Raw genomic sequence first — 25776 nt, 5'->3', positions numbered from 1 at the left:
TTGAGCGGTGTTCACGCGATTTCGGCGACCACCGCTGCCAACGCCTTCGCCGGGTCTGCGGCCTGGCTGATCGGACGGCCGATCACCAGGTAATCGGAACCGGCATCCAGCGCCTGACGCGGGGTCAGGATGCGGCGCTGATCGTCCTGGGCGCTGCCCGCCGGACGAATCCCCGGGGTCACCAGTTGCAGCGACGGGTGCGCCGATTTGAGGGCCTGGGCTTCCAGCGCCGAGCAGACCAGGCCGTCCATCCCGGCTTTTTCCGCCAACGCCGCCAGACGCAGTACCTGCTCCTGTGGCTCGATATCCAGGCCGATGCCTGCCAAGTCTTCGCGCTCCATGCTGGTCAGCACGGTCACGCCGATCAGCAGCGGTTTCGGCCCGGTGCGCTTGTCCAGCACTTCACGGCAGGCCGCCATCATGCGCAAACCGCCGGAGCAATGCACGTTGACCATCCACACGCCCATTTCCGCCGCGGCCTTGACCGCCATCGCGGTGGTGTTCGGAATGTCGTGGAACTTGAGGTCCAGGAACACTTCGAAACCCTTGTCGCGCAGGGTGCCGACGATTTCTGCGGCGCAGCTGGTGAACAGCTCCTTGCCGACCTTGACCCGGCACAGTTTGGGATCCAACTGGTCGGCCAGCTTCAGCGCGGCGTCACGGGTGGGGAAATCCAGGGCGACGATGATAGGAGTCTGGCAAGCGGACATGTGCGGGCTCTCAGGCAGGACGAAATCGGCGCGCATTGTAGCGGAACCAGCGCGACTGCGGGACCCGATGATCGGTAAATCGTCGGCGGCGCCCAGCCAGGATCGGCCCTTTGGCCAATTGTGTCGAGACCGATACACTCACGACACGCCCGCAACACCCTTGCCCGCTACCCTCGACAGCCGCAACCCGTCCTTTACAGCACTTCCCGCCTTCGGGCCGGACGCCTATGCTGAAACCACAACCTCGCAGCCCATCTTTGTGGTTGGCAGCCTACCTGGCAGATGAACGCACGCATGCACAGTACCCAAGCCCCCTTGAACGACGATCAAAAAGCGCCCGGCGACGACAAGCGCTGGAGCATTCGCGCACTGATCGTCGACGATGACGTTCCGATCCGTGAACTGATGATCGATTACCTGGCACGTTTCAACATCCAGGCCACCGGCGTCACCGATGGCGCCGCCATGCGCCAGGCCCTTCAGGCCGAACATTTCGATGTGGTGGTGCTCGACCTGATGCTGCCCGGCGAAGACGGCTTGTCGTTGTGCCGCTGGCTGCGCGCCGAATCGGACATCCCGATCCTGATGCTCACCGCGCGTTGCGAGCCCACCGACCGGATCATCGGCCTGGAACTGGGCGCCGACGATTACATGGCCAAGCCATTCGAACCGCGGGAACTGGTGGCGCGGATCCAGACCATTCTGCGGCGGGTGCGTGACGATCGAACCGAACAACGGGCAAATGTACGCTTCGACAACTGGCGCCTGAACAGCGTGCTGCGCCAGTTGATCGCCGCAGACGGACTGGTGGTGCCGTTGTCCAACGCCGAGTTTCGTTTGCTGTGGGTGTTCATCGAACGCCCGCGCCGGGTGCTCAGCCGGGAACAACTGCTGGACGCCGCCCGGGGACGATCGATCGAAGCCTTCGATCGCAGCATTGATTTGCTGGTCTCGCGCCTGCGCCAGAAACTCGGTGACGATCCCAAGGCGCCACAACTGATCAAGACCGTTCGCGGTGAAGGCTATCTGTTCGACGCCCGGGATATCGGCTGATGCGTGCGCGCTTCGATACGCTGTTCGGCCGCCTGTTCGGCGTGCTGTTGGTGGCGATCATCCTGGCGCACCTGCTGGCCTTTGCCTGGTTCCATCACTACGGTCCTCCGCCCCCGCCACCGCCACCCGAGTTCGCCGAAGGCTTCGACGGCCAACGCCCACCGCCCGATCCGCGCTTCGAAAACCGCCCACCGCGTCCGTGGTTCGGCGGGCCACTGGTGCCGCTGACGTTCCAACTGGTCTCGCTGATCATTGCCGCCTGGTACGGCGCCAAACTGCTGAGCCGGCCGATCCAGCGCCTGAGCGATGCCGCCGAACGCCTGAGCGAGAACCTCGACAGCCCGCCGCTGGACGAATCCGGCCCTCGGGAGGCCAGGCAAGCGGCGTTCGCCTTCAACCTGATGCAGAAACGCATCATCGAGCAGGTCCAGCAGCGTTCGCGAATGCTGGGGGCGGTCTCCCACGACCTGCGCACCCCGTTGTCGCGGCTCAAGTTGCGCCTGGAACAGATCGATGACGAGAAGCTGCAGGGCCAGATGCGCCAGGACCTGGACGACATGATCGGCATGCTCGATGCCACCCTGACTTACCTGCACGAGCAACGCACCAGCGAGGCTGTGCAATGGATGGACGTGCAGGCACTGGTCGAATCCCTCAGTGAAAACGCCCAGGACCAGGGCGCCGATGTCCAGGCCAGTGGACATTGCGCACCGCTGCAGGTCCAGCCGATGGCATTGCGCTCATGCCTCAACAACCTGATGGATAACGCCCTGCGCTATGCCGGGCAGGCGCGGATCGAGCTGCAAGACAGCCGTGAACAGCTGGTGATCCGGGTCGTCGACCATGGGCCAGGGATCGCTGCGGACAAGCGCGAAGCCGTGTTCGAACCGTTCTTTCGTCTGGAAGGCTCGCGCAACCGCAACTCCGGCGGTGTCGGCCTGGGCATGACCATTGCCCGGGAGGCGGCCGAACGCCTGGGCGGGCAATTGACGCTGCAAGAGACCCCCGGCGGCGGCCTGACCGCCGTCATCCGCCTGCCCCGCGCCTGAAACGGACTCAGTCCGTCAGGCACGCGAGTGCGCTTGTGTGACAAACGGTACAAACCCCACATACCCACGACAAACAGCTCCCCGAGGCTGCATAAGCCGGTGCACCCGCCGGTTTTCCATTCCAGGGAGTGAGCCCAATGATCGGTAGCGTCAGCCACTACACGAGCTATACCAGCAGTGTCAGCAGCACCAGCAATACCCGCAGCCAGCAGTTCCAGAAAGAACTGCTGAGCAAACTCGACACCAACAGCGACGGTTCGGTGGATCAGGACGAGCTCGACAGCGCCCTGTCGCAGAAGTCCGATGACGGTCTGCTGGTCAGCCTGAGCAAAAATTTTGCTGACCTGGACAGCGACGAGAGCGGCAGCCTGAGCAGTGAAGAAATGGCCGCGATGGCGCCACCGCCACCGCCGCCCCGTGATCAGGCACCGGAGACCGAGTTGGCCGACGCGCTGATCAGCGCCCTGGATACTGACGGTGATGGCGCCATCAGCAGCGACGAACTGAGCACCGGCCTCACCAGTGCCGGCAGCAGCGCCGACAGCAGCGAGATCTTTTCCTCCCTGGACAAGAACGAGGATGGCGTCGTCAGCCAGGACGAGCTGATGGCCAGCCTCGCCCCGCCACCGCCGCCGCCTCAGCAGGCCGCCGACGAAGCGCTGTTCAGCCAGCTCGACACCGACAGCGATGGCAGCATCAGTGCCAGCGAACTGAGCAGCGCGTTGCAGGCCAGCGAAAGCACGTCATCGACCAGTACCGACACCAGCGCCGCGTTGCTCAAGGTTCTGGACAGCGACAGCAGTGGCGGCGTCAGTAGCGACGAATTGAAGGCTGCGCTGCAGGCCGGGCGCGAGCAGGACAACGACAGCTCCACCGATCAGGCGAGTGTGGCCCAGGCATTGGAGAAAATGATCGCCAACCTGAGCAAACAGTATTCGCTGGACAACGTGGCGACCGTGGGCAAATACCTCAACGTGGCGACCTGAGGCGAACACTTCGCGAGCAGGGCGGACGTCGCACCGGCTCGCGAAGACGCCCCCTCGGTGGAAGACCTCAGGGGCGGCGATCCTCCACCCGGGCCTGACTCTTGCTCCAGTCGGTCAACAAGCTGTAGGCCACGGCCAGCAAGGTCGGACCGATGAACAGACCGATGAAGCCGAATGCAATCAAGCCGCCAAACACCCCCAACAACACGATCACCAATGGCAGGTTGCCGCCTCGACTGATCAGGTAGGGTTTGAGCACGTTGTCGACCCCGCTGATGATGAACGTGCCCCAGATCCCGAGGAATATCGCCATTCCGTAGTCGCCTTTCCAGGCCAGCCAGGCCGTTGCCGGAATCCACACCAGGGGTGGCCCCATCGGAATCAGGCTGAGCAGGAAGGTCACGATACCCAGGACCAGCGCCCCGGGCACACCGGCGATCAGGAAGCCGATCAGCGCCAGTACCGCCTGGGCAGCCGCCGTGCCGATCACTCCGTTCACCACCCGTTGTACGGTCCCCGCCACCAGCTCGATGTAATAACCGGCGCGATCACCGATCAACCGCTGCAGCAGCCCGTGGACGAAAGCCGCCAGGCGTGGCCCGTCGCGGTAGAAGAAGAACACGAACACGATGCTCAGCGTCAATTCGAGAATGCCGCCGCCAATCTGCGCGCTGCGTGCCAGCAGCCAGTTGCCGACCTGCCCCAGATAAGGCTTGAGCGACACCATCAGGGCAGCCCCCTGCTGATCGATGCTGTTCCAGATCACCACCAGCCGCTCGCCCACCAGGGGAATGCCGCCCAGCCAGCTCGGCGCCTCGGGCAGGCCGTCCATCTGCACATCCTTGATGAAGGCCGTGGCATCGCGCACATGATCGGCCAGGTTGAAACCCAGCCACACCAGCGGCACCGCCACCAGCAGCATCCAGCCGAGGGTCAGCAAAGCCGCCGCCAGGGATTCGCGGCCGTTGAGCCAACGGGTCAGCAACAGCATCAGTGGCCAACTGGCAAACGCCAGTACCGCGCCCCAGAACAATGCCGACCAGAACGGCGCCATCACCCAGAGGCTCGCGCCAAACAGCACCAGGAGCAGGATCTGCACCAACAGCCGATCGTTATTGATCATCCGATTCTCGAAAAAAGGCAGTCTGCAATTAGAGTAGGCGAACGCAGCCCGCGCGTTCGCCTGGCACCGCTTATCGTAACAGCTCGATGTGCAGACCAGAGCCTTCGACGCTGCCTGTCTCCATGCGCGCCGCGCGCACGCCCTGCCCCATCAACGCTTGGCGCCAGGCTTCGGCGTTCGGCCCGGACAGGCTCACCCGCAGGGTGGTGTCCAGGTTCAGGCCACGGGAAAGCAGTCGCAGCCAGGTTTCGTCGGGGGTATCGGTCAGTTTCGGAAAGTCGAGTTCGCCGGTGCTTTTCAACTCGCGCAGCAAGGTCGCGGAGGTCGGCAGCAACGCCCCCAAAGGCGCGCTCGCGTCGAATTGCTCGACGTGCAGGTAGGCCTTGCGATTGCCACGGGTGATGCCGTACAGCGCCACCAGGGTGTTGTCGTTGGGCGCCGCCAGTCGCAACAGCAGGTAGGCCTGCTGATCGTCAGCGCCATAGAGCTTGGCGTTGCCGAAGACATCATTGGCCCACAGGCTGCTCGCTCCGCAATCACGGGCCTGGCACCAGAACAGCAACTGGGCGTCCTGTTTTTGCAAGGCTTCGCGGGCGGCGGTAAACGCGGCGTTGGAGGTTTGCTCCGGTGGCAGTTCGTAAGTGACCGACGTGGCGTGCCCACGGGCACTGACTTGACCGTCGAAGCGCAGTTGGCCACTGATCCTGCGAATCGACCCCATCGGATAGATCCGCTCGAGTTCGACCGCAGGGCGATAATCGACGATCTGCGAATCCACCATGCGCGGCACGATCGGCAGGTCCTGACTGCCTGGCACATCCGCAGCGAATGACAGAGGACTGAAACAGCACAGCGCCAGCAAACTGAGTGAACGTATGGACAGGTTCATCGGATCAGCATCGCCCGGGCACCTACGGTGTAGAGATCTATCATTGGTTGTCTCCCTTTCAACCCGCCCAGCCTCGACAGTTGACCGGCGCAAGTCAAGGCATGGCGAAGAACCGATTGAAACAGTCTGCGACAAGATCGGCGCCGAGCTCATCGTTCAGGTGCAAATGATGGCCGCCTGGCAACTGCTCACGACTGAAGGGTAGACGCTCCAGCAACTCCGGATGCTTGGCCAGCATGCCGTCGGCCGCGACCACCAGGCGCGCAGGACAACTGACCCGCTGGACAAAGGCCATGGCCTGTTCGGTGGTCAGGCGCAGTGGCGATGGCAGCGTCAGACGGCTATCGGTGCGCCAGGTGTAGCCGCCCGGCACCGGCACCAGGCCACGCTGGGCGAGCAGCTCGGCGGCTTCGCGACTGACCGCCACCAGACCCTTCATGCGGGCCTCGATGGCGCGGTCGAGGGTGGTATAGACCGGCTTGCGTTTCTCCCGCAGATCCAACTGTGCCTGCAGGGCCATGCCCATGCGCTCGGCGGCGTTTTCGCCCTTGTCGGTCGGAGGAATGACGCCGTCGATCAGGGCCAGATGGCTTACGCGCTCCGGCAAGGAGCCGGCGATGATCAGCGCCGCGATCGCGCCCATGGAGTGCCCCATCAGGGCAAAGCGCCTGAGCCCAAGCTGTTCGGCAACTTGCAGCACGTCATGGGCATAGTCCCACATGGCGTAGCCGGACCCCGTCGGCCGATGCCCGGAGTGGCCATGGCCGGCCATGTCCAGTGCGATGATGCGCAGCCCTTTGAGTTTCGGCGCCAGGCGCGCAAAGCTGTTGGCGTTGTCCAGCCAGCCATGCAAGGCGATGACTGGCAACCCGTCTTCGGGGCCGAACAGGTGCGCCGCCAGCTCGATGTGCGGCAGGCTCAGGCGAACCTCCTCGACGATCGGACTCATGCGCAGTCCTGCTGCTGACGACCGTCCCAGCGGCTGAACAGGTTCTTCAGCAGCGTGGCGGTGTCCTGCGGGCGCTCGAGGGGAAACATGTGCCCACCCGGCATGCTCAGGGACTCACCCAGCGGCAGGCGTCGAACAGAGCTGGCGTGATGACGCATCACCACGCGGCTGTCGCGACCACGGACCACGGCCAGCGGCACTTTCAGGTGGCGTGCCTGGCCGGGGCTCGTATGGGGCACACCCCGGTAGATGCTGATTTCCGTGGCGGGATCGAAACGCAGGCGCAGCTTGTCACCCACCCTGTGCAGACCGTGCTGCAGGTAAGCGTCGAAGCATTCCGGATCGAAACCGCGAAACAGGGTTTTGCCGGCGAAGTAACGACGGGCACTTTCGAGGTCGGCAAATTCTTCGCGCCGCCCCAACGTGCGCCCCGCCGGCGTCAGCCGGTCGATGAAGCCGAACCGCTTGGCGGCCCGGATCACCCACCGATCGGCGCGGGTCAGCACCGGCGAATCGAGCATCACCACGCCTCGGTACAGTTCGGGACAACGCAACGCGGCATGCAAATGCAGCACGCCCCCCAGCGAATGGCCGACGCCCCACACCGGCTGCGCCTGCTGCTCGAGGTGGTGGATGAGTTCATCCACCAGGTTGTGCCAGTTGTCATCCGCCGGGAAACGCGGGTCATGGGCATGCTGCTGCAAATGGGCGACCTGGTACTCGGGCGCCAACGCCGCGAACAACTTGCCGTAGGTTCCCGAGGGGAAACCATTGGCGTGGGCGAAAAATATCTGCTGCGACATACCGGCAAATCCATAAGCGAGGACAGGCGTTGATTGTCCGCAAGACGGCGCCCGCCAGCAATGACCGTAACGGCCAGGAATGATGACAGTCCGGTCAGACGCATAACCCGGCTTGCGCCATCAGCGCACGGGCGGTGTCTCGCCCAGTGGCACCACCGCCATGGTCAGGCGCGACACGCAACTGGCTTTGCCCTCGTCACTGGTCAGGCGGATATCCCAGACATGGGTGGTGCGTCCGATGTGGATGGCCCTGGCCACTGCGGTGACCCGCCCACTGCGCAGTCCGCGCAAATGGTTGGCGTTGATTTCCAGGCCTACGCAGTAGAACTTGCTCGCGTCGATGCACAGGTAACTGGCCATGGAGCCGACGGACTCGGCCAGCACCACCGAGGCGCCGCCGTGCAGCAGTCCGTAAGGCTGATGCGTGCGGTGGTCGATCACCATGCTGGCGGTCAGGGACTCTTCGTCGAAGGCTTCGAAGCGGATATCCAGCACTTCGCCAATGGTGTTTTTCTGAATCGCGTTCAACTGCTCGATGTTCGGAGTGGTACGCCACAAACTCATTGCTGACATCCTTTATGGGTTTTGTTCGTGACTCAATCCTGCCACAGCACCGCGTCGCTGTGCTCACTCCATTCTTCGAACCGCGCCCCGTAAGCCGCTTCGATCACGTTGCGCTTGATCTTCAGAGTCGGCGTCAGGAAACCGTTTTCCACGGCCCAGCTGTCCTTGACCACCACCAGCCGGCGCAGACGCTCATGTTTGTCGAGGGCCGCATTGACCTCCTCCAGCAGCTTTTCCAGGCTCGAATGCAGACCGGCACGCGCGGTGCCGCCGGCGTCCTGTTGCCCGACCGCCGACAGCACGCACAACCCCATGGGGGCGATCAAACCGTCACCGACCACACACACCTGCTCGATCCGCGAATGCACGGCCAGACGGTTTTCAATCGGAGCCGGAGCCACGTATTTGCCTTTGCTGGTCTTGAAGATTTCCTTCAGCCGCCCGGTCAGACGCAGGTTGCCCTCGGCGTCCTGCTCGCCCTTGTCCCCGGTGCGCAGGAAACCGTCCTCGGTGAGGGTGTCGGCGGTTTTCTCCGGCTCCTTGAAATAGCCGAGCATGGTCGCGCCGCTGCGCACCAGGACCTCGCCCGATTCGGCGATCCGCACTTCCACTTCCGGGCAAGGCTTGCCGATCCAGCCGCTCTTGTGCTCGCCGGGCCGACCGATATGGGAATAACCGCAGCTTTCGGTCATGCCGTACACCTCCAGCACGTCCAGCCCGAGCTTGCGATACCACAACAGCAAGGTCTGCGGCACCGGGGCGGCGCCCGACAGGGCCACCCGCAACGCATCCAGCCCCAGCCCGGCGAGCACCTTGTGCCCGACCCGCTTGCCAATGAAGGGCAACCCGAGCAGGAAATCCAGGCGCTTGGCCGGGATCTTGCCGTACACCCCCATCTGGAACTTGGTCCAGATGCGCGGCACGCCGAACAACGCCGTGGGCCGCGCACGCTGCATATCGGTGAGGAAGGTGTCGAGACTCTCGGCAAAAAATACCGTTTGCCCGGTATAGATCGAGGCCAGTTCGACGAACATGCGTTCGGCAACGTGGCACAGCGGCAGGTACGACAGCAGCCGATCGGCCTCGTTGAGGCCGAACAACTCCGTACCGCGACTGGTGGCGAAACCCAGGTTGCCAAAGGTGTGCATCACGCCCTTGGGCAAACCCGTGGTGCCAGAGGTGTAAATGATGGTTGCCAATTGATCGGCGGCGGGCGTCGGATTGTCCTGGATCGGGGAGCTGGCCTGCAGGTCGGCCCAGCTGAAATCGAAGGTGCCCGGCGGATGCAGCGGCAGGCTGATGGTAGGCAGGTCGGCGCTGACCCCACGGGACATGCCGGGCCAGTCATCGAGCTTGCCGATGAACACCAGTGCCGCTTCGGAATGTTGCAGCACTTGTGCCACGGAGTCGGCGGTGAGGTTGGGGTACAACGGCACCGACACGTGTCCGGCCATCCAGATTGCCAGGTCGGCGATGATCCAGTGCGCGCAGTTTTTCGATATCAGGGCGATGTGGCTGCCCTGCGGCAATTCGCGTGCCCGCAGCCAGTGCGCGGCGCAACGGGCCTGATGGCCGACGTCTTCCCAGGTCAGGGTCTGCACCTGACCGCCGCCCACCGGCTGAACCAGGTAGCGCTGACGGGGATGGCGGGCTTCACGCTCGTAGAAGACGTCCAGCGGCAAACGGAAAGCAGCAGACATGCGAATCGCTCCTTTGTTTTTTTTGGTCTGGAGCAAGCGTAGCCAACCAAGCGGTTGCTTGGTTGACTATTTCACATAAAGATACACATCCCGACGGGCCCTTCGTGGGAACGAGCCTGCTCGCCCCAACAGGGGTCGGGTCTTTTCAGCCTGGGTGCTTGATCCCGTTGAGCTTCATCGCTCCGGCCAGCGGCAAGTCGCCCTCCAGCTCGGCCAGGCCCGCGGTCTTGACCGTTTCGGGGTCCTGCACATGACCGTTTTGCAGGTAGCCCAGCAGGTTACCCACCAGCGGGTTGTGGCTGACCAGCAGCGCGTTGTCGACCGACACCAACTGCTCGGCCACCGCTTGCGGGCGGTTGTCGGGGGTCAGCCATTCGACGGTGCGAATGTCCGGAGCGAAGCCCAGGGCCGTCCTCACGATCTCGGCGGTTTGTTGTGCGCGCAGGTAAGGGCTGGCGTAGATGGCCGTGATCGGTGTGCCCATCAACTCGGCAGCCGAACGCAACACTTCCTCTCGACCGTGGGCTGTCAACGCCCGTTCCGAGTCTGGACGACTGCCGTAGGGTTCGGCTTCACCGTGACGCAATACCCAGAGTTTCATAGCTTGGGTTCCTCATCTCGGACCGGATGCGGTGCAGGCGCCACGGTGTGCGGTGCTTCACCCTCCGGCGTACGCGGCGCCGGCCAGTCGGCGAACGGCCAGGGCTTCTGGTCGCTGTGAAACGTGCCGAAACGACCGATCTGGGCCAGGAACTGGCTCAGGCTGTCGCCGATATTCATCAGGCTGGCGTTCGGGGCGCCATAGAACAATCGATAGACCAGTTGCACCAGCACCACGGCGCCGAGGATGAACTGCGCCACCTGCCAGACCAGCAGGAAGACGATCATCCACAACACCCGCAGCAGGATGGATTCGTACTTGGCTTCTACTTTCGGATCGTTCATGTGCAATGCCCTTGTCTGAAACGTGATCAGTTGAAACCACTGGTGGAAATGAAATCTACGTCGGTCTTCGGTTCGCCACGCATCAGCAGTTCAATCACCTGGTTGAGCGTGCGCCCTTCGAACAGGATTGCGTGCAGTCCGGCGACCAGCGGCATGTACACACCGACTTCCTGGGCCTTGGCCTTGAGCACTTTCAGGGTGTTCACCCCCTCGGCAACTTCGCCCAGGCGCGTCACCGCTTCGTCCAGGCTCAAGCCCTGTCCGAGGGCAAACCCGACCTGATAGTTACGGCTCTTGGGTGAAGAGCAGGTCACGATCAGGTCACCCACGCCCGCCAGCCCGAGGAACGTCATCGGGTTGGCCCCCTGATTCACCGCGAAACGGGTCATTTCCGCCAGAGCACGGGTGATCAGCATGCTCTTGGTGTTTTCGCCCATGCCCAGCGCCACCGCCATGCCGGCGATGATCGCATAGACGTTTTTCAGCGCCCCGCCCAACTCCACGCCGAACCGGTCGGCGCTGGCGTACACGCGAAAGGTGCGACCGTGCAAGGCGGCCTGGACCTGCTGGCAGAGTTCTTCGTCTTCACTGGCGACCACCGTGGCGGTCAACGCATGCTCGGCAACTTCACGGGCCAGGTTCGGCCCGGACAAGACGCCGATGCGTGACTGCGGCGCGATCTCTTCGAGGATCTCGCTCATCAGCTTGAATGTGTGGGCTTCGATGCCTTTGGTCAGGCTCACCAGCATCTTGCCGCTCAGGCGTTGCGCATGGGGCGCGAGCACCGAACGCAACGCACTGGACGGCAACGCAACGAAACACAGCTCGCACGCGTCGAGCGTTGCCAGCAGGTCCGTGGTCGGGTCTACGGCCGCCAGCACCTTGATGCCCTTGAGGTAGCGCGGGTTCTCGCGATTGACTCGAATGGCCTCGGCCTGTTCGGGGTCACGCATCCACAAGCGGACCTGATGCCCGTTTTCGGCCAACAGGTTAGCCACGGCGGTACCAAAACTTCCGCCTCCCAGAACCGCAATCGGGCGCTGTTCAGTCATATGCAATCCGTTAATCCATACCAGTGGCGATGCCGGCATTATACGGAGCGGCCCAGTGACGGACAGCCCCCGCATCAATTACCGGCTCTTGTCAGAAGAAGATCACTTATTGCGAGGAAAATGCGGTCATCGTGACTGAAAAAGCCGATCGGCTCGGTTAACATGCGCGCCAGTGATTCGCTATCAAGGATGTGTCGTGTCGTTTGGCCCTGCTTCGCCTCGTTCGCCGCTGGTTCTGGCGTTGATCTTCAGCCCGCCATTGCTGGCCGACGACCTGTTTCTCGACAGCGAACCGCTGCCACAGGTGCTGACCGCGACGCGCCTGAAGCAGTCGCCGGCCGCGGTGCCCGGCAGCATGACAGTGATCGACAGTGAACTGATCACCAGCAGCGGCGCCCGTGACATCAGCGAATTGTTGCGCCTGGTGCCGGGCATGATGGTCGGCAATGTCACGGGCAACCAGCCCACGGTGAATTACCATGGCACCAACGCCAGCGATGCCCGGCGCCTGCAGGTGCTGATCGACGGCCGCTCGGTGTACCGCGCCGGCCTGGCCACGGTGGACTGGAGCGATATTCCGGTGGCCATGGAAGACATCGAGCGCATCGAAGTCTTCCGCGGCCCGAATACCGTCAGCTATGGCGCCAATGCCCTGATGGCGGTGGTCAACGTCATCACCCGCAACCCGGCCGACAGCCACGGCACGCGACTCAAGGTCAGCCGCGGCCAGCGTGGCATCGACGACTTCTATGCCAGCCAGGGTGTGGATTGGGACACCGGGGATTTGCGCCTGTCGCTGTCCGGCCAGCAGGACGACGGCTTCGATTCCGATCGGCGCGGCGCCGATTACCGCGACAGCCGTCGTCTCAATCGCTTCAATCTCGCGGTCAGCCAGATGCTCGACGAACGGCAGAGCCTCGATTGGCAACTCAATGCCAAGGAAGGAAGCAATCAACGACCTTATACCTATCGCCCGGTGTTCTCGGGGATTACCGCCGCCGGGAACGATTCCGATGTGGTCGCCAACGACTACGCCGGCTCCCTGCGCTGGAACCTGGACATCAACCCTGAGCACAGCCTTTACATCCAGGGCTCGGCCCAGCATTGGGATCGCCAGCAGACATGGCGTGCCTGCGATGCCGAGGTTTCGTTCAGCCCCGAGCTGACCTCGCTCTGGCAACTCGACCCGAACTACACCGAGCGCCTGGCGCGTAATATCGAGCGCTACCTGGGTCCCGGTGCGCCGGCCGGCACGGCGGCGGAACAGGCCCTGGCCAATAAAGTGCTGGATCAGTGGCGCGCCGGCGCCAGCCAGACCCTGTGCGGCGACATCGACCAGAGCATCCGCGAGACGCGCTACGACCTCGAACTGCAGGACACCCTCAGCCTGTCCGACAGCCTGCGGCTGGTCAGCGGCATGAACTATCGTTACGACCTAGCCGATTCCGAGACCTACTTCAATGGCAAGTTCGATGACACAACCTGGCGTGTCTTCGGCCAGCTCGAATGGCGGGCGACCGAGCACTGGTTGTTGCAGGGCGGTGCGATGTTCGAGGACACGCAATTGACCGGCAGTTCGTTGACCCCGCGAATGGCGGTCAACTACCTGATCAACCCGCGACACGGATTGCGCGCGGTGTATTCGCAAGCCATCCGCTCGCCGGACATGTTCGAGAACAACGTCAACTGGAGCTACCGCGTCACCAACCTGCAACCCGCTGCCTACGGCCAGAGCAGCGCCCGTTATTTCGTCAGGACCCGCGGCCCCGGCGACCTCGACAAGGAACGCATGCGTTCAAGGGAAGTGGGCTATAACGGCTTTTTCGCCGATTGGGGGCTGACCGTGGACGTGAAGGCGTTCCACGACGAAATCACCGGCATGGTCAGCGAACCCCTGCGCAACAACCAGTACATCGCCAGCAATGCCAACAGCTCGCGTTTTACCGGGGCAGAAACCCAGCTCGACTGGCGCCTGGGCAGCGCCGACCGGCTGCGCCTGAGCTACGCCTATGTCGATGCCCAGGCGAGCAATCCGCTGGATGCCCGGCAGACCGCCCGCAACAGTGGCTCCGCCGGCTGGCTGCGCAACTGGGGCCAGGGCTGGAACAGTGCGCTCTTCTATTATGGTGACGATGCGCTCAACGGTTATCGCTTCGAGCGGGTCGATACGCGCATCGCCAGGCGCATTGGCCTGGGCAAGGCCAGCCTGGAACTGGCGGGCGTGCTGCAGCAGCGCCTCGATCATCAACCCACCACGTTCATCGATAACCGTTATGACCAGCGCCGAGTGATGTACTTCAGCGCGGAGCTGATGTTCTAGATGGGCCCGCGTGCGTCGCGCAAGATGGCAAACCTTGGCCACCTGCTGGCCGGGGTCTGCCTGCTATTGGCCAGTTGGCTGGTGAGCCTGTCGGCCTGCGCCGAGGACATCCTGCTCATCGGCGCCGACGACAGCCCCGGCATACAGGACTTCGCGACCGCCTTGGGCGAACTGCGTCCCGATGACACCATCCGTTTTCAATCGGTGGCCAGTCTGCCGACGCCGAGTCAGTTGCCCGGCAGAACCCGCTTGATCCTGCTGGACCTGCCGAGCCTCGACTGGCGTCTGCAGGAGGACCTGGGCCCGGCGACGCTGGTGCTGCGCATCAGCCGCCTGCAGGCCCGTCAGCGACTGGGAACAACGCAACCGCCACGCTTGAGTCTGCTATGGAGCGACCCACCGCCGCAGCGGCAGTTGCACCTGATCCGCCGCCTGCTGCCTCAAGCCCGGCGGGTCGGCGTGCTGTACGACCATCACAGCGAATTTCTCCTGAACGAACTGCGTCAGGCCGCCCAAGCGCTGAACCTGGATATCGTCACCCAGCGCTGGGACAACACCCATGACAGCCGCCCGTTGCAGGCCCTGCTGAAAAACAGCGACGTGCTGCTGGGCCTCGACGACCCCGACCTGTACAACCCCAGGACCGCGAAAAACCTGCTGCTCAGCAGCTACGCGCGACAAACCGCACTGATCGGCCCGAACGCCGGCTTCGTCAGGGCCGGCAGCCTGGCCAGCAGCTACAGCGACCAGAGCGACTGGCTGGCCATTCTCGACGAATTGCTCGACCGGCCAACGGCCACCTGGCCACGCACGCATTACGCCAATCACTTCAAAGTCTTGAGTAACCCGCAAGTGGCTCGTTCATTAGGTATTGAACAGATCGATGAAGCGCTGGTCGCAACACAGTTGGCTGCAGGAGAAAGCCGCCCATGACTTTCCGTCGTCGTTGGGACATCAACACCCGTACGCAGATCATCAGCCTCGGCCCGGCCCTGTTGCTGACCTTGCTGCTGATCAGCTTCTTCACCTTCGTGCGAATCCAGGACTTGCGCCAGGAGCTGAACCACACCGGTCAACTGATCGCCAATCAACTGGCCCCTGCGGCGGAATACGGGGTGATTTCCGGCAACAACGAAGTGCTCGACAGCTTGCTCAAGGCCACCCTGGCCACACCGAACGTACGCTTTCTGGAGGTCCAGGACAGCGCCAACCGGATTCTGGTGTACGTCGAGCATCCCTCGGAAACCCACACCCGCTCGCAACAGGTCGAAGTGTTCCAGGCACCGGTACGGCTGCAGCGGATCGCGTTGCACAATGATTTCTTCCAGGGCAGCAAGGTCGCCAGCGCGGCGCCCGGCGAGGACTACCTGGGCCGGGTGATCGTCGGCCTGTCCAGCGACGCGTTCAGCAAACGCCAGCAGGAGATCCTGTTCAAGGCCGGCATCCTGGCGCTGTTTGCCCTGCTGTTCACCTACCTGATCGCCCGGCGCCTGGCCGGCAGCCTGTCGCAGCCGATCCGCGACATCGGCAACGCGGTGAAGGCGATCCAGAGCGGCGACTACACGACCCCGTTGCCGATTGTCGACGACACCGAACTGGGCGCGCTGTCGCAGCACATCAACAACCTGGCCAGCGGCCTCGAACAGGCCAGCCGTGAACAGCACCAGGCCATGGCGCAGTTGATCCAGACCCGCGAAGAAGCGGAAAAGGCCAACAACGCCAAATCCGATTTCCTCGCGATGATGAGCCACGAACTGCGCACGCCGATGAATGGCGTGCTCGGTATGTTGCAGTTGCTGGAAACCACCGAGATGACCGAGGAGCAGGTCGAGTATGCGGCGCTGGCCTCGGAGTCCACCGAACACCTGCTCAAAGTCATCAACGACATTCTCGATTTCTCGCGCATCGAACGCTCGGAACTGGAGCTGGAGCACATTGCGTTCAACCTGGCCGACCTGATCAGCAGTTGCGCCCAGTCGTTCCAGCACAGCGCGGCCCAGCGCGGGCTCGACCTGGCGTTGCGGATCCCCGAGGACATGCACGCCTTGCAGGTTCAGGGCGACCCGACGCGCATCCGGCAGATCCTGGTGAACCTGGTGGGCAATGCGCTGAAGTTCACCGAACAGGGCCGGGTGAGCATCGAACCGCAGTGGCAATCGCTGGACCACGAACTGCTGTGGTTCACCTGCACCGTGCGCGACAGCGGCATTGGCATCCCGGCCGACAGCCTGGAGTCGATGTTCAATGCCTTCCAGCAAGCGGACAGCTCGATTTCCAGGCGTTACGGCGGCACCGGGCTCGGATTGCCGATTGCCCGCACCCTGGCCGAACGCATGGGCGGCACGTTGCGTGCCCAGAGTGAAGAAGGTCTCGGCTCGGCGTTCACCCTGGAAATCCCGCTGGCGCTGTATAAACAGTCGTTGCCGGTGCTGACGCCCCGGGCGCAAACCGGCAGCGGCGATGGCGCAGGTCGCAATGTGCTGCTGGTCGAGGACAATCCAGTCAACCAGACCGTCATCGAAGCCATGTTGCGCAGCCTGGGCTTTACCGTGAGCGTCGCCACCGACGGTGCCCAGGCCGTGCGCAGTGCCGAGAGCCTGATTTTCGAAGCCATCCTGATGGACTGCCGGCTGCCGATCATCGATGGCTACGAAGCCACCCGCCAGATTCGCCAACTGCCCGGTTGCGCCGATCTGCCGATCATCGCGTTGACCGCAAACGCCTTGCAGGGCGACCGGGAAACCTGCCTGTCGGCAGGAATGAACGATTACCTGGCCAAGCCGTTCAAACGTGCGGATTTGCAGCAGATTCTCCAACGATGGGTGCAGTAATACAGGCCTTTCGAGCATATGCGACTGGCGTGGAAAGCGAAATTGCGGCAGTCTTAGGCACCCGAACAGGCCCGAAAAGGGGCTTGTATAATAATTTCAGTGCACAAGTGTACTTTCATGTCCTTGGTGCTGTGACTTTCACCACAACGCAATAGTCTATGAGTAGGCTGCCGGCTCGAGGCATGAACGCTTCGATCGGCCGGGAAGATTTGCCCCACCTGCCGCATGGGATTATTGAGGAGCTCGCATGACCAAACAAAACGCCTTTACCCGGGAAGACCTGCTGCGCTGCAGTCGCGGTGAGCTGTTCGGCCCAGGTAACGCGCAACTGCCCGCCCCGAACATGCTGATGGTTGATCGCATCACCCTGATCAGCGAAGAGGGTGGCAAGTACGGCAAAGGTGAATTGGTCGCCGAGCTGGATATCAATCCGGACCTGTGGTTCTTCGCCTGTCACTTCGAAGGTGATCCGGTGATGCCAGGTTGCCTGGGCCTCGACGCCATGTGGCAACTGGTCGGTTTCTTCCTCGGCTGGCAAGGTCTGCCAGGCCGCGGCCGCGCCCTGGGCTCGGGCGAAGTGAAGTTCTTCGGTCAGGTCCTGCCGACCGCCAAGAAAGTCACCTATAACATTCATATCAAGCGCGTCCTGAAGGGCAAGCTGAACCTGGCCATCGCCGACGGTTCGGTGACTGTCGACGGTCGCGAAATCTACACCGCCGAAGGCCTCCGGGTCGGCGTTTTCACCTCCACTGACAACTTCTAAGGGTTATCCGCATGCGCCGCGTCGTTATCACTGGTCTGGGCATCGTTTCGTGCCTGGGCAATGACAAAGAGACCGTCTCCGCTAACCTGCGTGCAAGTCGCCCGGGCATCCGGTTCAACCCGGAATATGCCGAAATGGGTCTGCGTAGCCAGGTTTCCGGCTCCATCGACCTCAACCTTGAAGAACTGATCGATCGCAAGATCTATCGTTTCGTCGGCCACGCGGCGGCTTACGCCTACCTGGCCATGAAAGACGCCATCGCCGACTCCGGCCTGACCGAAGAGCAAGTGTCCAACCCGCGTACCGGCCTGATCGCCGGCTCCGGCGGCGCGTCCACGCTCAACCAGATGGAAGCGCTGGACATCCTGCGCGAGAAAGGCGTGAAGCGCGTTGGCCCATACCGCGTCACGCGGACCATGAGCAGCACCGTTTCCGCCTGCCTGGCCACGCCGTTCAAGATCAAGGGCCTGAACTACTCCATCGCTTCCGCCTGCGCCACCAGTGCTCACTGCATCGGTACCGCCATGGAACAGATCCAGATGGGCAAGCAGGACATCGTGTTCGCTGGCGGCGGTGAAGAAGAACACTGGAGCCAGTCGTTCCTGTTCGACGCCATGGGCGCCCTGTCCAGCAAGCGCAACGACACGCCGGAACAAGCCTCCCGCGCCTACGACGCCGACCGTGACGGTTTCGTCATCGCCGGTGGCGGCGGCATGGTCGTGGTCGAGGAGCTGGAACACGCCCTGGCCCGTGGCGCGAAGATCTACGCGGAAATCGTTGGCTACGGCGCGACGTCCGACGGCTACGACATGGTTGCCCCAAGTGGCGAAGGTGCGATCCGCTGCATGCAGCAGGCGCTGTCCACCGTCGACACCCCGATCGACTACCTGAACACCCACGGCACGTCGACCCCGGTCGGCGACGTCGCGGAAATGAAAGGTGTGCGTGAAGTGTTCGGCGACAAGGCACCGGCCATCAGCTCCACCAAGAGCCTGTCGGGTCACTCCCTGGGCGCCGCCGGCGTTCACGAAGCGATCTACTGCATGCTGATGATGGAAGGCAACTTCATCGCCGGCTCCGCCAACATCGACGAGCTGGACCCGGAAGTGGCTGACTTGCCCGTTCTGACCAAGACCCGCGAAAACGCCAAGATCGACACCGTGATGAGCAACAGCTTCGGTTTCGGTGGCACCAACGCGACGCTGGTCCTCAAGCGCTGGGAAGGCAAGTAATTTCCCGCTGCTGAGCCGTACCTGAAAACGCCCCGACTGGTTCGGGGCGTTTTTTTGCCCGGGAGAAAACTCGAGCCCTGCCCTCCCCGTTGCGCTTCACAAACATGAAGCTTTTGTCATGCAACCAACCGCCCTGCGACCGAATGTCGCGTAATTGGCGGGCTGTAGCACTGTTGCGGTTTTGGCAACAAATCATTACCAAATTCGTCGATTTACTTAGCTCGCTATCAAACTCTATAACAGAGACCTGCACACGCCTTGCTGCAGATAACAGAGATTGGAGCTAGCAGATGACTGTAAAAGTGACTGAACGCGACGATTCACACATGTCCCATGAAGGCGTAGCCGCCGGCGTACGGATCTGGGATGTGCATCAACAGGACTTGCTGGTCGGGATGTTCCATAACGAGATCGATGCTCATAACTACAAGGCCGAGCTGGAACTCCAGGAACGGCAACGGGAATTACGATCAGCCTGAGCCAACGACAGCATTGAAACGACAAACCCCGCCATGAGCGGGGTTTGTCGTTGGACGCGACCGATTACCACATCAGGTCGTCAGGGATCTTGTAGGCCGCGTACGGATCGTCCTCGGCCGCCGCTTCTTCGGTCTGCACGTTCAGCTGCACGATGCGCTGTGGATCGCGCTCCTGGATCTTCAGGGCCGCTTCACGGGGGATCACTTCGTAGCCGCCGGCATGGTGCACGATGGCCAGCGAACCGTTGCTGAGCTTGTTGCGCATCAGCGTGTTGACGCACAGGCGCTTGACCTTCTTGTCGTCGACGAAGTTGTAGTAGTCCTCGGTGGTCAGCTTCGGCAGGCGCGAGACTTCGATCAATTGCTTGACCTGCGCGGCACGGGCCTTGGCCTCTGCCTTCTCCTGCTGCTGACGGTTCAACTCCTGGTCGCGCTTGACCTTCTCGGCCTTGGCTTCCAGGGCAGCGCGCTGCTGCGAGTCATCGAGTTCGATCTGCCCCTTGTGGGCCAGACGCTGCTGTTTCTGCTTCTCTTTGCCGACCTGTTTGGCCTGCTTTTGATTGACCAGCCCTGCTTTGAGCAACTGGTCGCGAAGGGAAATGCTCATGGTGCTTGTTTCTCGCTTGGGCCACTGCTCAACCGCAGTTGGGCAAATTCTTTTCCTGACGTTTGGCTTCGCCCCACAGGGCGTCCAACTCTTCGAGGGTGCAATCTTCCATGGGTCGGTGGGTGTCGCGCAATGCCTGTTCGATAAAACGGAAGCGTCTTTCGAACTTGCCGTTGGCGCCGCGCAAGGCGGCTTCCGGATCGACCTTCAGATGCCGCGCCAGATTGACCACGGAAAACAGCAGATCGCCCACTTCATCGGCAATCGCCGCCGGGTCGTTGTCGGCCATCGCCTCGAGGATTTCGTCGAGCTCTTCGCGCACCTTGTCCAGCACCGGCAACGCATCGGGCCAATCGAACCCCACCTGCCCCGCGCGCTTTTGCAGCTTGGCCGAACGCGACAGGGCCGGCAGTGCGGCAGGCACGTCGTCGAGCAATGACAACTGCTGCGGCGCCTCGGACTTCTCGGCGCGCTCCTCGGCCTTGATCGCTTCCCAGCGCTGCTTGACCTGTTCCTCGCTCAGGCGCGGAACATCCAGCGGCGCATACAGGTCCCCGGTGGGGAACACGTGCGGGTGGCGGCGGATCAGCTTGCGGGTGATGCTGTCGATGACGCCGGCAAATTCGAAGCGCCCCTCCTCGCGGGCCAGCTGGCTGTAGTAAACCACCTGGAACAGCAAATCACCCAGCTCGCCCTGCAGGTGATCGAAATCGCCGCGCTCGATGGCATCGGCCACCTCGTAGGCTTCCTCGAGGGTGTGCGGGACGATGCTGGCGTAGGTTTGCTTGATATCCCAGGGACAGCCGAATTGCGGGTCACGCAGACGGCTCATCAGGTGCAGCAGGTCATCGAGGCTGTACATCATGTATGTCTCACCACAAAAGCCTGTGGGAGCGGGCCTGCTCGCGATGAGGGTGTGTCAGTCAACATTGACAGGACTGACACGCCTTCATCGCGAGCAGGCTCGCTCCCACAGGATGGCCATCTTCAAGGGGTACGGTTACGCCGGGTTTCAATGATGTTCGGCAACTGGGAAATCCTTCCCAGCAACCGCCCCAGCGCATCCAGTCCCGGAATCTCGATGGTCAGGGACATCAACGCCGTGTTGTCCTCCTTGTTCGAGCGGGTATTGACCGCGAGCACGTTGATCCGCTCGTTGAGCAGGACCTGCGAGACGTCACGCAGCAACCCGGAACGGTCGTAGGCACGGATGATGATGTCCACCGGATAGGTGAGCACCGGCACCGGGCCCCAACTGACCTGGATGATCCGCTCAGGCTCGCGCCCGGCCAGTTGCAGCACCGAGGCGCAGTCCTGGCGGTGGATGCTGACGCCGCGACCCTGGGTGATGTAGCCGACGATGGCATCCCCCGGCAGCGGCTGGCAGCAGCCGGCCATCTGCGTCATCAGGTTGCCGACGCCCTGGATCTGGATGTCGCCGCGCTTGCCCGGCTTGTAGCCGCTGGCCTTGCGCGGGATCAGTTCCAGCTGCTCGTTGCCGCGTTCCGGCTCGACCAGTTGCTGCGCCAGGTTCACCAGTTGCGCCAGACGCAAGTCACCAGCGCCCAACGCCGCGTACATGTCTTCAGCCGTCTTCATGTTGGCCTTGTCGGCCAGCTTGTCGAAGTCCACGGCCGGCAGGCCGAGGCGACTGAGTTCACGTTCGAGCAGGGTTTTACCGGCCGCGACGTTCTGGTCGCGCGCCTGGAGTTTGAACCAGTGGACAATCTTCGCCCGTGCCCGCGAGGTGGTGATGTAACCCAGGTTCGGGTTCAACCAGTCGCGGCTCGGCGTGCCGTGCTTGCTGGTGATGATCTCGACCTGCTCACCGGTTTGCAGGCTGTAGTTGAGCGGTACGATACGCCCGTTGATTTTCGCGCCACGGCAGTTGTGACCGATTTCGGTATGCACGCGATAGGCGAAGTCCAGCGGCGTCGCGCCCTTGGGCAGGTCGATGGCGTGTCCGTCCGGGGTGAAAATGTAGACCCGGTCCGGTTCGATATCGACACGCAGCTGTTCGGCCAGCCCGCCGATATCGCCCAACTCTTCATGCCACTCGAGCACCTGACGCAGCCAGGATATTTTCTCTTCGTAATGGTTGGAACTGGACTTGACGTCGGTGCCCTTGTAGCGCCAGTGCGCGCAAACGCCCAGCTCGGCTTCCTCGTGCATGGCGTGGGTGCGGATCTGCACTTCCAGCACTTTGCCTTCGGGACCGATCACGGCGGTGTGCAGCGAGCGGTAGCCGTTCTCTTTCGGGTTGGCGATGTAGTCGTCGAATTCTTTCGGGATGTGTCGCCACAAGGTGTGGACGATGCCGAGTGCGGTGTAGCAATCGCGCATTTCCGGCACCAGCACGCGAACCGCACGCACATCGTAGATCTGGCTGAATTCCAGGCCTTTGCGCTGCATTTTGCGCCAGATCGAATAGATGTGCTTGGCCCGGCCGCTGATATCGGCTTCAACGCCGGTGGCCTGCAATTCGCTCTTGAGCTGGCTCATCACGTCGCTGATGAACCGCTCGCGATCCAGGCGTCGCTCGTGGAGCAGCTTGGCGATCTGCTTGTATTGATCGGGCTCGAGGTAGCGGAAGGACAAGTCCTCCAGCTCCCACTTGATGTGACCGATGCCCAGGCGGTGTGCCAGGGGGGCGTAGATGTCGAAGACTTCACGGGCCACGCGGTTGCGCTTCTCGTCATCGGCATTTTTCACCGCACGGATCGCGCAGGTGCGCTCGGCCAGCTTGATCAGCGCGACACGCACGTCATCGACCATGGCCACGAGCATCTTGCGCAGGTTTTCCACCTGGCCCTGGGTGCCCATCACCATGGATTTGCGCGGGCTCAGGCTGTCGCTGATCGCCGCCATGCGCAACACGCCGTCGATGAGTTTGGCGACCACCGGACCGAAGCGCTGGCTCACGGCGGGCAGCGGGATCTGGCCTTCGCGCACGCCGCGGTACAGGACCGCAGCGACCAGGGAGTCCTGATCGAGTTTGAGGTCGGCGAGAATCTCGGCGATCTCAAGGCCGGTGCTGAAACTCGAGGTCCCTTCGGACCAGAGGTTTTTCGCCGCATTGGCCTGTTGTTCTGACGTGCGAGCGAACTCGCATGCCTCTTTCAAGGCTTCGCGATCCAGTGCCAGATCGACACTGACCGCATGATCGAGCCAAGCCTCGAGATTGATACTGCCGTCGGTGTTGATCGGCTGGTGTGCTCTCACCTGTACCATCTTGCTTTACCTTCCCTACGACGCAGATTCAATGCGTCAAATCGCTGACCTTCGTTGCCGGGTGCACTCGCGGGGCCATGACGAGTGCTGCACGGGCGGGTCAGTCGGACCAGACGAGCCGTCCTAGCTCGCTTCAAATAACGCCATGGCCTCGACATGTGCCGTCTGAGGAAACATATCGAGAATCCCGGCACGTTTTAACCGGTAGCCCTGCTTGATCAATTCGACCGTATCGCGCGCCAGAGTTGCAGGGTTGCACGACACATACACCAACCGTTCGGCGCCTAGCGTCCTGAGCTTGCGCACCACCTCGAAAGCGCCGTCACGCGGTGGGTCCAAGAGTACCGCACAAAAGCCTTCGCGCGCCCATTCGGCATCGGTCAAAGGCTGGGATAAATCGGCCTGAAAAAACGACGCGTTATGCAGATTGTTCCCAGCGGCGTTCGCGGCCGCCCGCTCCACCATCGCCTGCACACCTTCGACCGCCACCACTTCGCGAACGGTTTTGGCCAGCGGCAAGGCGAAGTTGCCCAAACCACAGAATAGATCGAGAACGCGCTCATCCGCTGTTGGTTTCAACCACGCCAGCGCCTGGGCGACCATCGCCTCGTTGACCGCGGCGTTGACCTGGATGAAATCACCCGGCCGGTAGGCCAGCTCCAGGTCCCACTGTTCGAGGCGATAGCCCAGGGGCTGATCGGCGTCTACCGGCTGCGGTTCGCCCTCGCCATGCAGCCACAACTGCGCCTCATGGAACGCGCAGAACTCCTTGAGAATCGTCATGTCGGCGTCGGACAACGGTGCCATGTGCCGCAGCAGGACCGCCAGCTTCGAACCGCTGAACAACTCCACATGCCCCAATGCCTGAGGCTTGCTCAAGCGCCGCAACATCTCCGGCAGGCGCGTCATGATCGGTTGCAAGGGCTGTACCAGCACCGGGCATTCGTCGATCGCCACGATGTCCTGGCTGCCAGCGGCGCGAAAACCGACCTCGAGTTGCTTCGTCTTGATGTCCCAGCGCACCGCCACCCGGGCGCGTCGGCGGTAGGCCAGTTCCGGCCCGCTCAATGGCGCAGCCCACTCTTCGGGCTCGACGCCGGCGACCTTGGACAATTGCTCGGCAAGCATGCGCTGTTTCAGGGCAAGCTGTTCGCCGTGAGGCAGATGCTGAACACTGCAACCACCGCAGCGACCGGCATGGGCGCACGGTGCCGGGCGACGCAGCTCGCTGGCCTGGAACACGCGCTCGGTGCGCGCCTCGACCACCTTGCCATGGGCACCCAACACCCGCGCCTCGACCTCCTCGCCGGCCAGGGCGCCGAGGACGAACCAGGTACGCCCTTCGAAAAACGCGATGCCGCGACCGTCATTGGCCAGGCGCTCGATACGCAGGCGCTGCTTTTTGCCGGTCGGGATTTGCGCGGCCTTGCTGCCACCCGTGGGCTGGAAGCGCAGGCCTCTCTCGTGTCTGGCCATCAGTTGGGCGCGTCGAAAATGCCGGTCGACAGGTAACGGTCGCCACGGTCGCAGATGATCGCGACGATCACCGCGTTTTCAACTTCTTTGGACAGACGCAGCATCCCGGCCACGGCACCGCCGGAGGACACGCCACAGAAGATGCCCTCTTCGCGGGCCAGGCGACGGGTCACGTCCTCGGCCTCGCTTTGCGCCATGTCGATGATGCGATCCACGCGATCGGCCTGGTAGATCTTCGGCAGGTATTCCTGCGGCCAGCGACGGATGCCCGGGATCGATGCGCCTTCCATCGGCTGCAGGCCGAGGATCTGCACGTTGTCATTCTGTTCTTTGAGGTAGCGCGACACGCCCATGATGGTGCCGGTGGTGCCCATCGAGCTGACGAAGTGAGTGATGGTGCCCTCGGTCTGGCGCCAGATTTCCGGGCCGGTGGTGGTGTAGTGCGCTTCGGGGTTGTCACCGTTGGCGAACTGGTCCAGCACCTTGCCGCGACCTTCGGCTTCCATTCGCTGGGCGAGGTCGCGGGCGCCTTCCATGCCTTCTTCCTGAGTGACCAGGATCAGTTCGGCACCATAGGCGGTCATGGCCGCCTTGCGCTCGGCGCTGGAGTTGTCCGGCATGATCAGGATCATCTTGTAACCCTTGATCGCGGCCGCCATCGCCAAAGCGATCCCGGTGTTGCCCGAGGTCGCTTCGATCAGCGTATCGCCGGCGTGAATCTGCCCGCGCAGTTCCGCGCGGGTGATCATCGACAGCGCCGGACGGTCCTTGACCGAACCCGCCGGGTTGTTCCCTTCAAGCTTGAGCAATAGGGTGTTGCTGGTGGCGCCAGGCAGGCGCTGCAAACGGACCAGCGGAGTGTTGCCGACGCAATCGGCGATGGTTGGGTACTGCAAGGTCATGGCGTATTCGCAATCCAGACTGCGGGGGCGCCTATCATACCGGCAAACGTTGACGGGCCATATCACGCAAAGTGCGGTGCTTATGGCTTATGGGAATAAGCGAGGTTCAGAG

At 62.7% G+C, this 25776-nt stretch carries 24 protein-coding genes; 9 read left to right on the top strand and 15 right to left on the bottom strand.

The window, feature by feature from the left end; all coding sequences use genetic code 11:
• Positions 1–11: 11 nt before the first annotated feature.
• On the bottom strand, positions 12–710 hold the full coding sequence (gene pyrF / locus IB249_RS14945; protein ID WP_192305952.1) for an orotidine-5'-phosphate decarboxylase: 699 nt from the start codon (positions 708–710) through the stop codon (positions 12–14).
• A 294-nt stretch (positions 711–1004) separates the two neighbouring features.
• Between pyrF and IB249_RS14940 the strand changes: the two genes are divergently transcribed.
• From IB249_RS14940 to xopAW, 3 genes are all read left to right on the top strand, one after another.
• Complete coding sequence (locus tag IB249_RS14940) at positions 1005–1763, top strand: response regulator (protein WP_192305950.1); 759 nt, start codon at positions 1005–1007, stop codon at positions 1761–1763.
• Positions 1763–2812 carry a sensor histidine kinase gene (locus IB249_RS14935; RefSeq protein ID WP_192305947.1) on the top strand — a complete coding sequence of 350 codons (1050 nt, stop codon included), beginning with the start codon at positions 1763–1765 and terminating at the stop codon, positions 2810–2812. Before IB249_RS14940 ends, IB249_RS14935 begins: the two co-directional genes overlap by 1 nt.
• A gap of 137 nt (positions 2813–2949) precedes the next feature.
• Entirely contained in the window at positions 2950–3798 is an 849-nt protein-coding gene (gene xopAW, locus IB249_RS14930; RefSeq protein ID WP_192305945.1) for a XopAW family type III secretion system calcium-binding effector, read from the top strand.
• Positions 3799–3865: 67 nt separating this feature from the next.
• Here xopAW and IB249_RS14925 read toward each other — a convergent pair whose 3' ends face one another.
• From IB249_RS14925 to IB249_RS14885, 9 genes are all read right to left on the bottom strand, one after another.
• Positions 3866–4921 carry an AI-2E family transporter gene (locus tag IB249_RS14925; protein WP_192305943.1) on the bottom strand — a complete coding sequence of 352 codons (1056 nt, stop codon included), beginning with the start codon at positions 4919–4921 and terminating at the stop codon, positions 3866–3868.
• A 70-nt stretch (positions 4922–4991) separates the two neighbouring features.
• A complete protein-coding gene (locus IB249_RS14920) occupies positions 4992–5798 on the bottom strand; it encodes a DUF4892 domain-containing protein (protein WP_192306407.1) in 807 nt (268 codons plus the stop codon).
• Between the two features lie 106 nt (positions 5799–5904).
• Positions 5905–6759: an alpha/beta hydrolase gene (locus tag IB249_RS14915; RefSeq protein ID WP_192305941.1), complete on the bottom strand. Its 855-nt coding sequence runs from the start codon at positions 6757–6759 to the stop codon at positions 5905–5907.
• Complete coding sequence (locus tag IB249_RS14910) at positions 6756–7562, bottom strand: alpha/beta fold hydrolase (protein WP_192305939.1); 807 nt, start codon at positions 7560–7562, stop codon at positions 6756–6758. Before IB249_RS14910 ends, IB249_RS14915 begins: the two co-directional genes overlap by 4 nt.
• A 120-nt stretch (positions 7563–7682) precedes the next feature.
• Entirely contained in the window at positions 7683–8126 is a 444-nt protein-coding gene (locus IB249_RS14905) for a hotdog fold thioesterase (RefSeq protein ID WP_192305937.1), read from the bottom strand.
• Positions 8127–8158: 32 nt separating this feature from the next.
• Positions 8159–9826 carry an AMP-binding protein gene (locus IB249_RS14900; RefSeq protein WP_192305935.1) on the bottom strand — a complete coding sequence of 556 codons (1668 nt, stop codon included), beginning with the start codon at positions 9824–9826 and terminating at the stop codon, positions 8159–8161.
• Between the two features lie 145 nt (positions 9827–9971).
• A complete protein-coding gene (gene sixA, locus IB249_RS14895) occupies positions 9972–10427 on the bottom strand; it encodes a phosphohistidine phosphatase SixA (RefSeq protein WP_192305933.1) in 456 nt (151 codons plus the stop codon).
• Positions 10424–10771, bottom strand: coding sequence for a DUF4389 domain-containing protein (locus IB249_RS14890; RefSeq protein WP_192305931.1), 348 nt, complete (start codon positions 10769–10771; stop codon positions 10424–10426). Before IB249_RS14890 ends, sixA begins: the two co-directional genes overlap by 4 nt.
• A gap of 26 nt (positions 10772–10797) precedes the next feature.
• Complete coding sequence (locus IB249_RS14885) at positions 10798–11823, bottom strand: NAD(P)H-dependent glycerol-3-phosphate dehydrogenase (RefSeq protein ID WP_192305929.1); 1026 nt, start codon at positions 11821–11823, stop codon at positions 10798–10800.
• Between the two features lie 196 nt (positions 11824–12019).
• On the opposite strand from IB249_RS14885, the gene IB249_RS14880 reads away from it, so the two are divergent.
• From IB249_RS14880 to IB249_RS14855, 6 genes are all read left to right on the top strand, one after another.
• On the top strand, positions 12020–14143 hold the full coding sequence (locus IB249_RS14880) for a TonB-dependent receptor plug domain-containing protein (protein WP_192305927.1): 2124 nt from the start codon (positions 12020–12022) through the stop codon (positions 14141–14143).
• On the top strand, positions 14144–15076 hold the full coding sequence (locus IB249_RS14875) for an ABC transporter substrate-binding protein (protein ID WP_192305925.1): 933 nt from the start codon (positions 14144–14146) through the stop codon (positions 15074–15076).
• Positions 15073–16974: an ATP-binding protein gene (locus IB249_RS14870; RefSeq protein WP_192305923.1), complete on the top strand. Its 1902-nt coding sequence runs from the start codon at positions 15073–15075 to the stop codon at positions 16972–16974. Before IB249_RS14875 ends, IB249_RS14870 begins: the two co-directional genes overlap by 4 nt.
• A 247-nt stretch (positions 16975–17221) precedes the next feature.
• The gene (gene fabA, locus IB249_RS14865) at positions 17222–17737 is read left to right on the top strand and encodes a 3-hydroxyacyl-[acyl-carrier-protein] dehydratase FabA (RefSeq protein ID WP_003227150.1); all 516 of its coding nucleotides are present in this window, start codon (positions 17222–17224) and stop codon (positions 17735–17737) included.
• A gap of 11 nt (positions 17738–17748) precedes the next feature.
• Positions 17749–18969, top strand: coding sequence for a beta-ketoacyl-ACP synthase I (gene fabB / locus IB249_RS14860; protein WP_192305921.1), 1221 nt, complete (start codon positions 17749–17751; stop codon positions 18967–18969).
• A 290-nt stretch (positions 18970–19259) separates the two neighbouring features.
• The gene (locus IB249_RS14855; protein ID WP_192305919.1) at positions 19260–19448 is read left to right on the top strand and encodes a hypothetical protein; all 189 of its coding nucleotides are present in this window, start codon (positions 19260–19262) and stop codon (positions 19446–19448) included.
• 64 nt (positions 19449–19512) lie between these two features.
• On the opposite strand, the gene IB249_RS14850 is transcribed toward IB249_RS14855, so the two are convergent.
• The 5 genes from IB249_RS14850 to cysM all read right to left on the bottom strand — a co-directional run bounded on the left by IB249_RS14850 (position 19513) and on the right by cysM (position 25664).
• Entirely contained in the window at positions 19513–20055 is a 543-nt protein-coding gene (locus IB249_RS14850) for a DUF2058 domain-containing protein (protein WP_192305917.1), read from the bottom strand.
• Between the two features lie 28 nt (positions 20056–20083).
• A complete protein-coding gene (gene mazG / locus IB249_RS14845; RefSeq protein WP_192306405.1) occupies positions 20084–20917 on the bottom strand; it encodes a nucleoside triphosphate pyrophosphohydrolase in 834 nt (277 codons plus the stop codon).
• Between the two features lie 125 nt (positions 20918–21042).
• Positions 21043–23286, bottom strand: coding sequence for a GTP diphosphokinase (relA, locus tag IB249_RS14840; protein WP_192305915.1), 2244 nt, complete (start codon positions 23284–23286; stop codon positions 21043–21045).
• 123 nt (positions 23287–23409) lie between these two features.
• The gene (gene rlmD / locus IB249_RS14835; protein ID WP_192305914.1) at positions 23410–24762 is read right to left on the bottom strand and encodes a 23S rRNA (uracil(1939)-C(5))-methyltransferase RlmD; all 1353 of its coding nucleotides are present in this window, start codon (positions 24760–24762) and stop codon (positions 23410–23412) included.
• Positions 24762–25664, bottom strand: coding sequence for a cysteine synthase CysM (gene cysM, locus IB249_RS14830; RefSeq protein WP_192305911.1), 903 nt, complete (start codon positions 25662–25664; stop codon positions 24762–24764). Before cysM ends, rlmD begins: the two co-directional genes overlap by 1 nt.
• Between the last annotated feature and the right edge of the window lie 112 nt (positions 25665–25776).

The organism is Pseudomonas sp. PDM04 (genome assembly GCF_014851765.1).
Classification (GTDB): domain Bacteria; phylum Pseudomonadota; class Gammaproteobacteria; order Pseudomonadales; family Pseudomonadaceae; genus Aquipseudomonas.
Note: the sequence above shows the minus strand (reverse complement) of the source record. Positions and strands in the feature narration are given on the sequence as shown.

Excerpts from the sequence above, each read along its gene's own strand:
- pyrF (WP_192305952.1), bottom strand. The coding sequence starts at position 710 with ATGTCCGCTTGCCAGACTCCTATCATCGTCGCCCTGGATTTCCCCACC.
- IB249_RS14940 (WP_192305950.1), top strand. The coding sequence starts at position 1,005 with ATGCACAGTACCCAAGCCCCCTTGAACGACGATCAAAAAGCGCCCGGC.
- IB249_RS14935 (WP_192305947.1), top strand. The coding sequence starts at position 1,763 with ATGCGTGCGCGCTTCGATACGCTGTTCGGCCGCCTGTTCGGCGTGCTG.
- xopAW (WP_192305945.1), top strand. The coding sequence starts at position 2,950 with ATGATCGGTAGCGTCAGCCACTACACGAGCTATACCAGCAGTGTCAGC.
- IB249_RS14925 (WP_192305943.1), bottom strand. The coding sequence starts at position 4,921 with ATGATCAATAACGATCGGCTGTTGGTGCAGATCCTGCTCCTGGTGCTG.
- IB249_RS14915 (WP_192305941.1), bottom strand. The coding sequence starts at position 6,759 with ATGAGTCCGATCGTCGAGGAGGTTCGCCTGAGCCTGCCGCACATCGAG.
- IB249_RS14910 (WP_192305939.1), bottom strand. The coding sequence starts at position 7,562 with ATGTCGCAGCAGATATTTTTCGCCCACGCCAATGGTTTCCCCTCGGGA.
- IB249_RS14905 (WP_192305937.1), bottom strand. The coding sequence starts at position 8,126 with ATGAGTTTGTGGCGTACCACTCCGAACATCGAGCAGTTGAACGCGATT.
- IB249_RS14900 (WP_192305935.1), bottom strand. The coding sequence starts at position 9,826 with ATGTCTGCTGCTTTCCGTTTGCCGCTGGACGTCTTCTACGAGCGTGAA.
- sixA (WP_192305933.1), bottom strand. The coding sequence starts at position 10,427 with ATGAAACTCTGGGTATTGCGTCACGGTGAAGCCGAACCCTACGGCAGT.
- IB249_RS14890 (WP_192305931.1), bottom strand. The coding sequence starts at position 10,771 with ATGAACGATCCGAAAGTAGAAGCCAAGTACGAATCCATCCTGCTGCGG.
- IB249_RS14885 (WP_192305929.1), bottom strand. The coding sequence starts at position 11,823 with ATGACTGAACAGCGCCCGATTGCGGTTCTGGGAGGCGGAAGTTTTGGT.
- IB249_RS14875 (WP_192305925.1), top strand. The coding sequence starts at position 14,144 with ATGGGCCCGCGTGCGTCGCGCAAGATGGCAAACCTTGGCCACCTGCTG.
- IB249_RS14870 (WP_192305923.1), top strand. The coding sequence starts at position 15,073 with ATGACTTTCCGTCGTCGTTGGGACATCAACACCCGTACGCAGATCATC.
- fabA (WP_003227150.1), top strand. The coding sequence starts at position 17,222 with ATGACCAAACAAAACGCCTTTACCCGGGAAGACCTGCTGCGCTGCAGT.
- fabB (WP_192305921.1), top strand. The coding sequence starts at position 17,749 with ATGCGCCGCGTCGTTATCACTGGTCTGGGCATCGTTTCGTGCCTGGGC.
- IB249_RS14855 (WP_192305919.1), top strand. The coding sequence starts at position 19,260 with ATGACTGTAAAAGTGACTGAACGCGACGATTCACACATGTCCCATGAA.
- IB249_RS14850 (WP_192305917.1), bottom strand. The coding sequence starts at position 20,055 with ATGAGCATTTCCCTTCGCGACCAGTTGCTCAAAGCAGGGCTGGTCAAT.
- mazG (WP_192306405.1), bottom strand. The coding sequence starts at position 20,917 with ATGTACAGCCTCGATGACCTGCTGCACCTGATGAGCCGTCTGCGTGAC.
- relA (WP_192305915.1), bottom strand. The coding sequence starts at position 23,286 with ATGGTACAGGTGAGAGCACACCAGCCGATCAACACCGACGGCAGTATC.
- rlmD (WP_192305914.1), bottom strand. The coding sequence starts at position 24,762 with ATGGCCAGACACGAGAGAGGCCTGCGCTTCCAGCCCACGGGTGGCAGC.
- cysM (WP_192305911.1), bottom strand. The coding sequence starts at position 25,664 with ATGACCTTGCAGTACCCAACCATCGCCGATTGCGTCGGCAACACTCCG.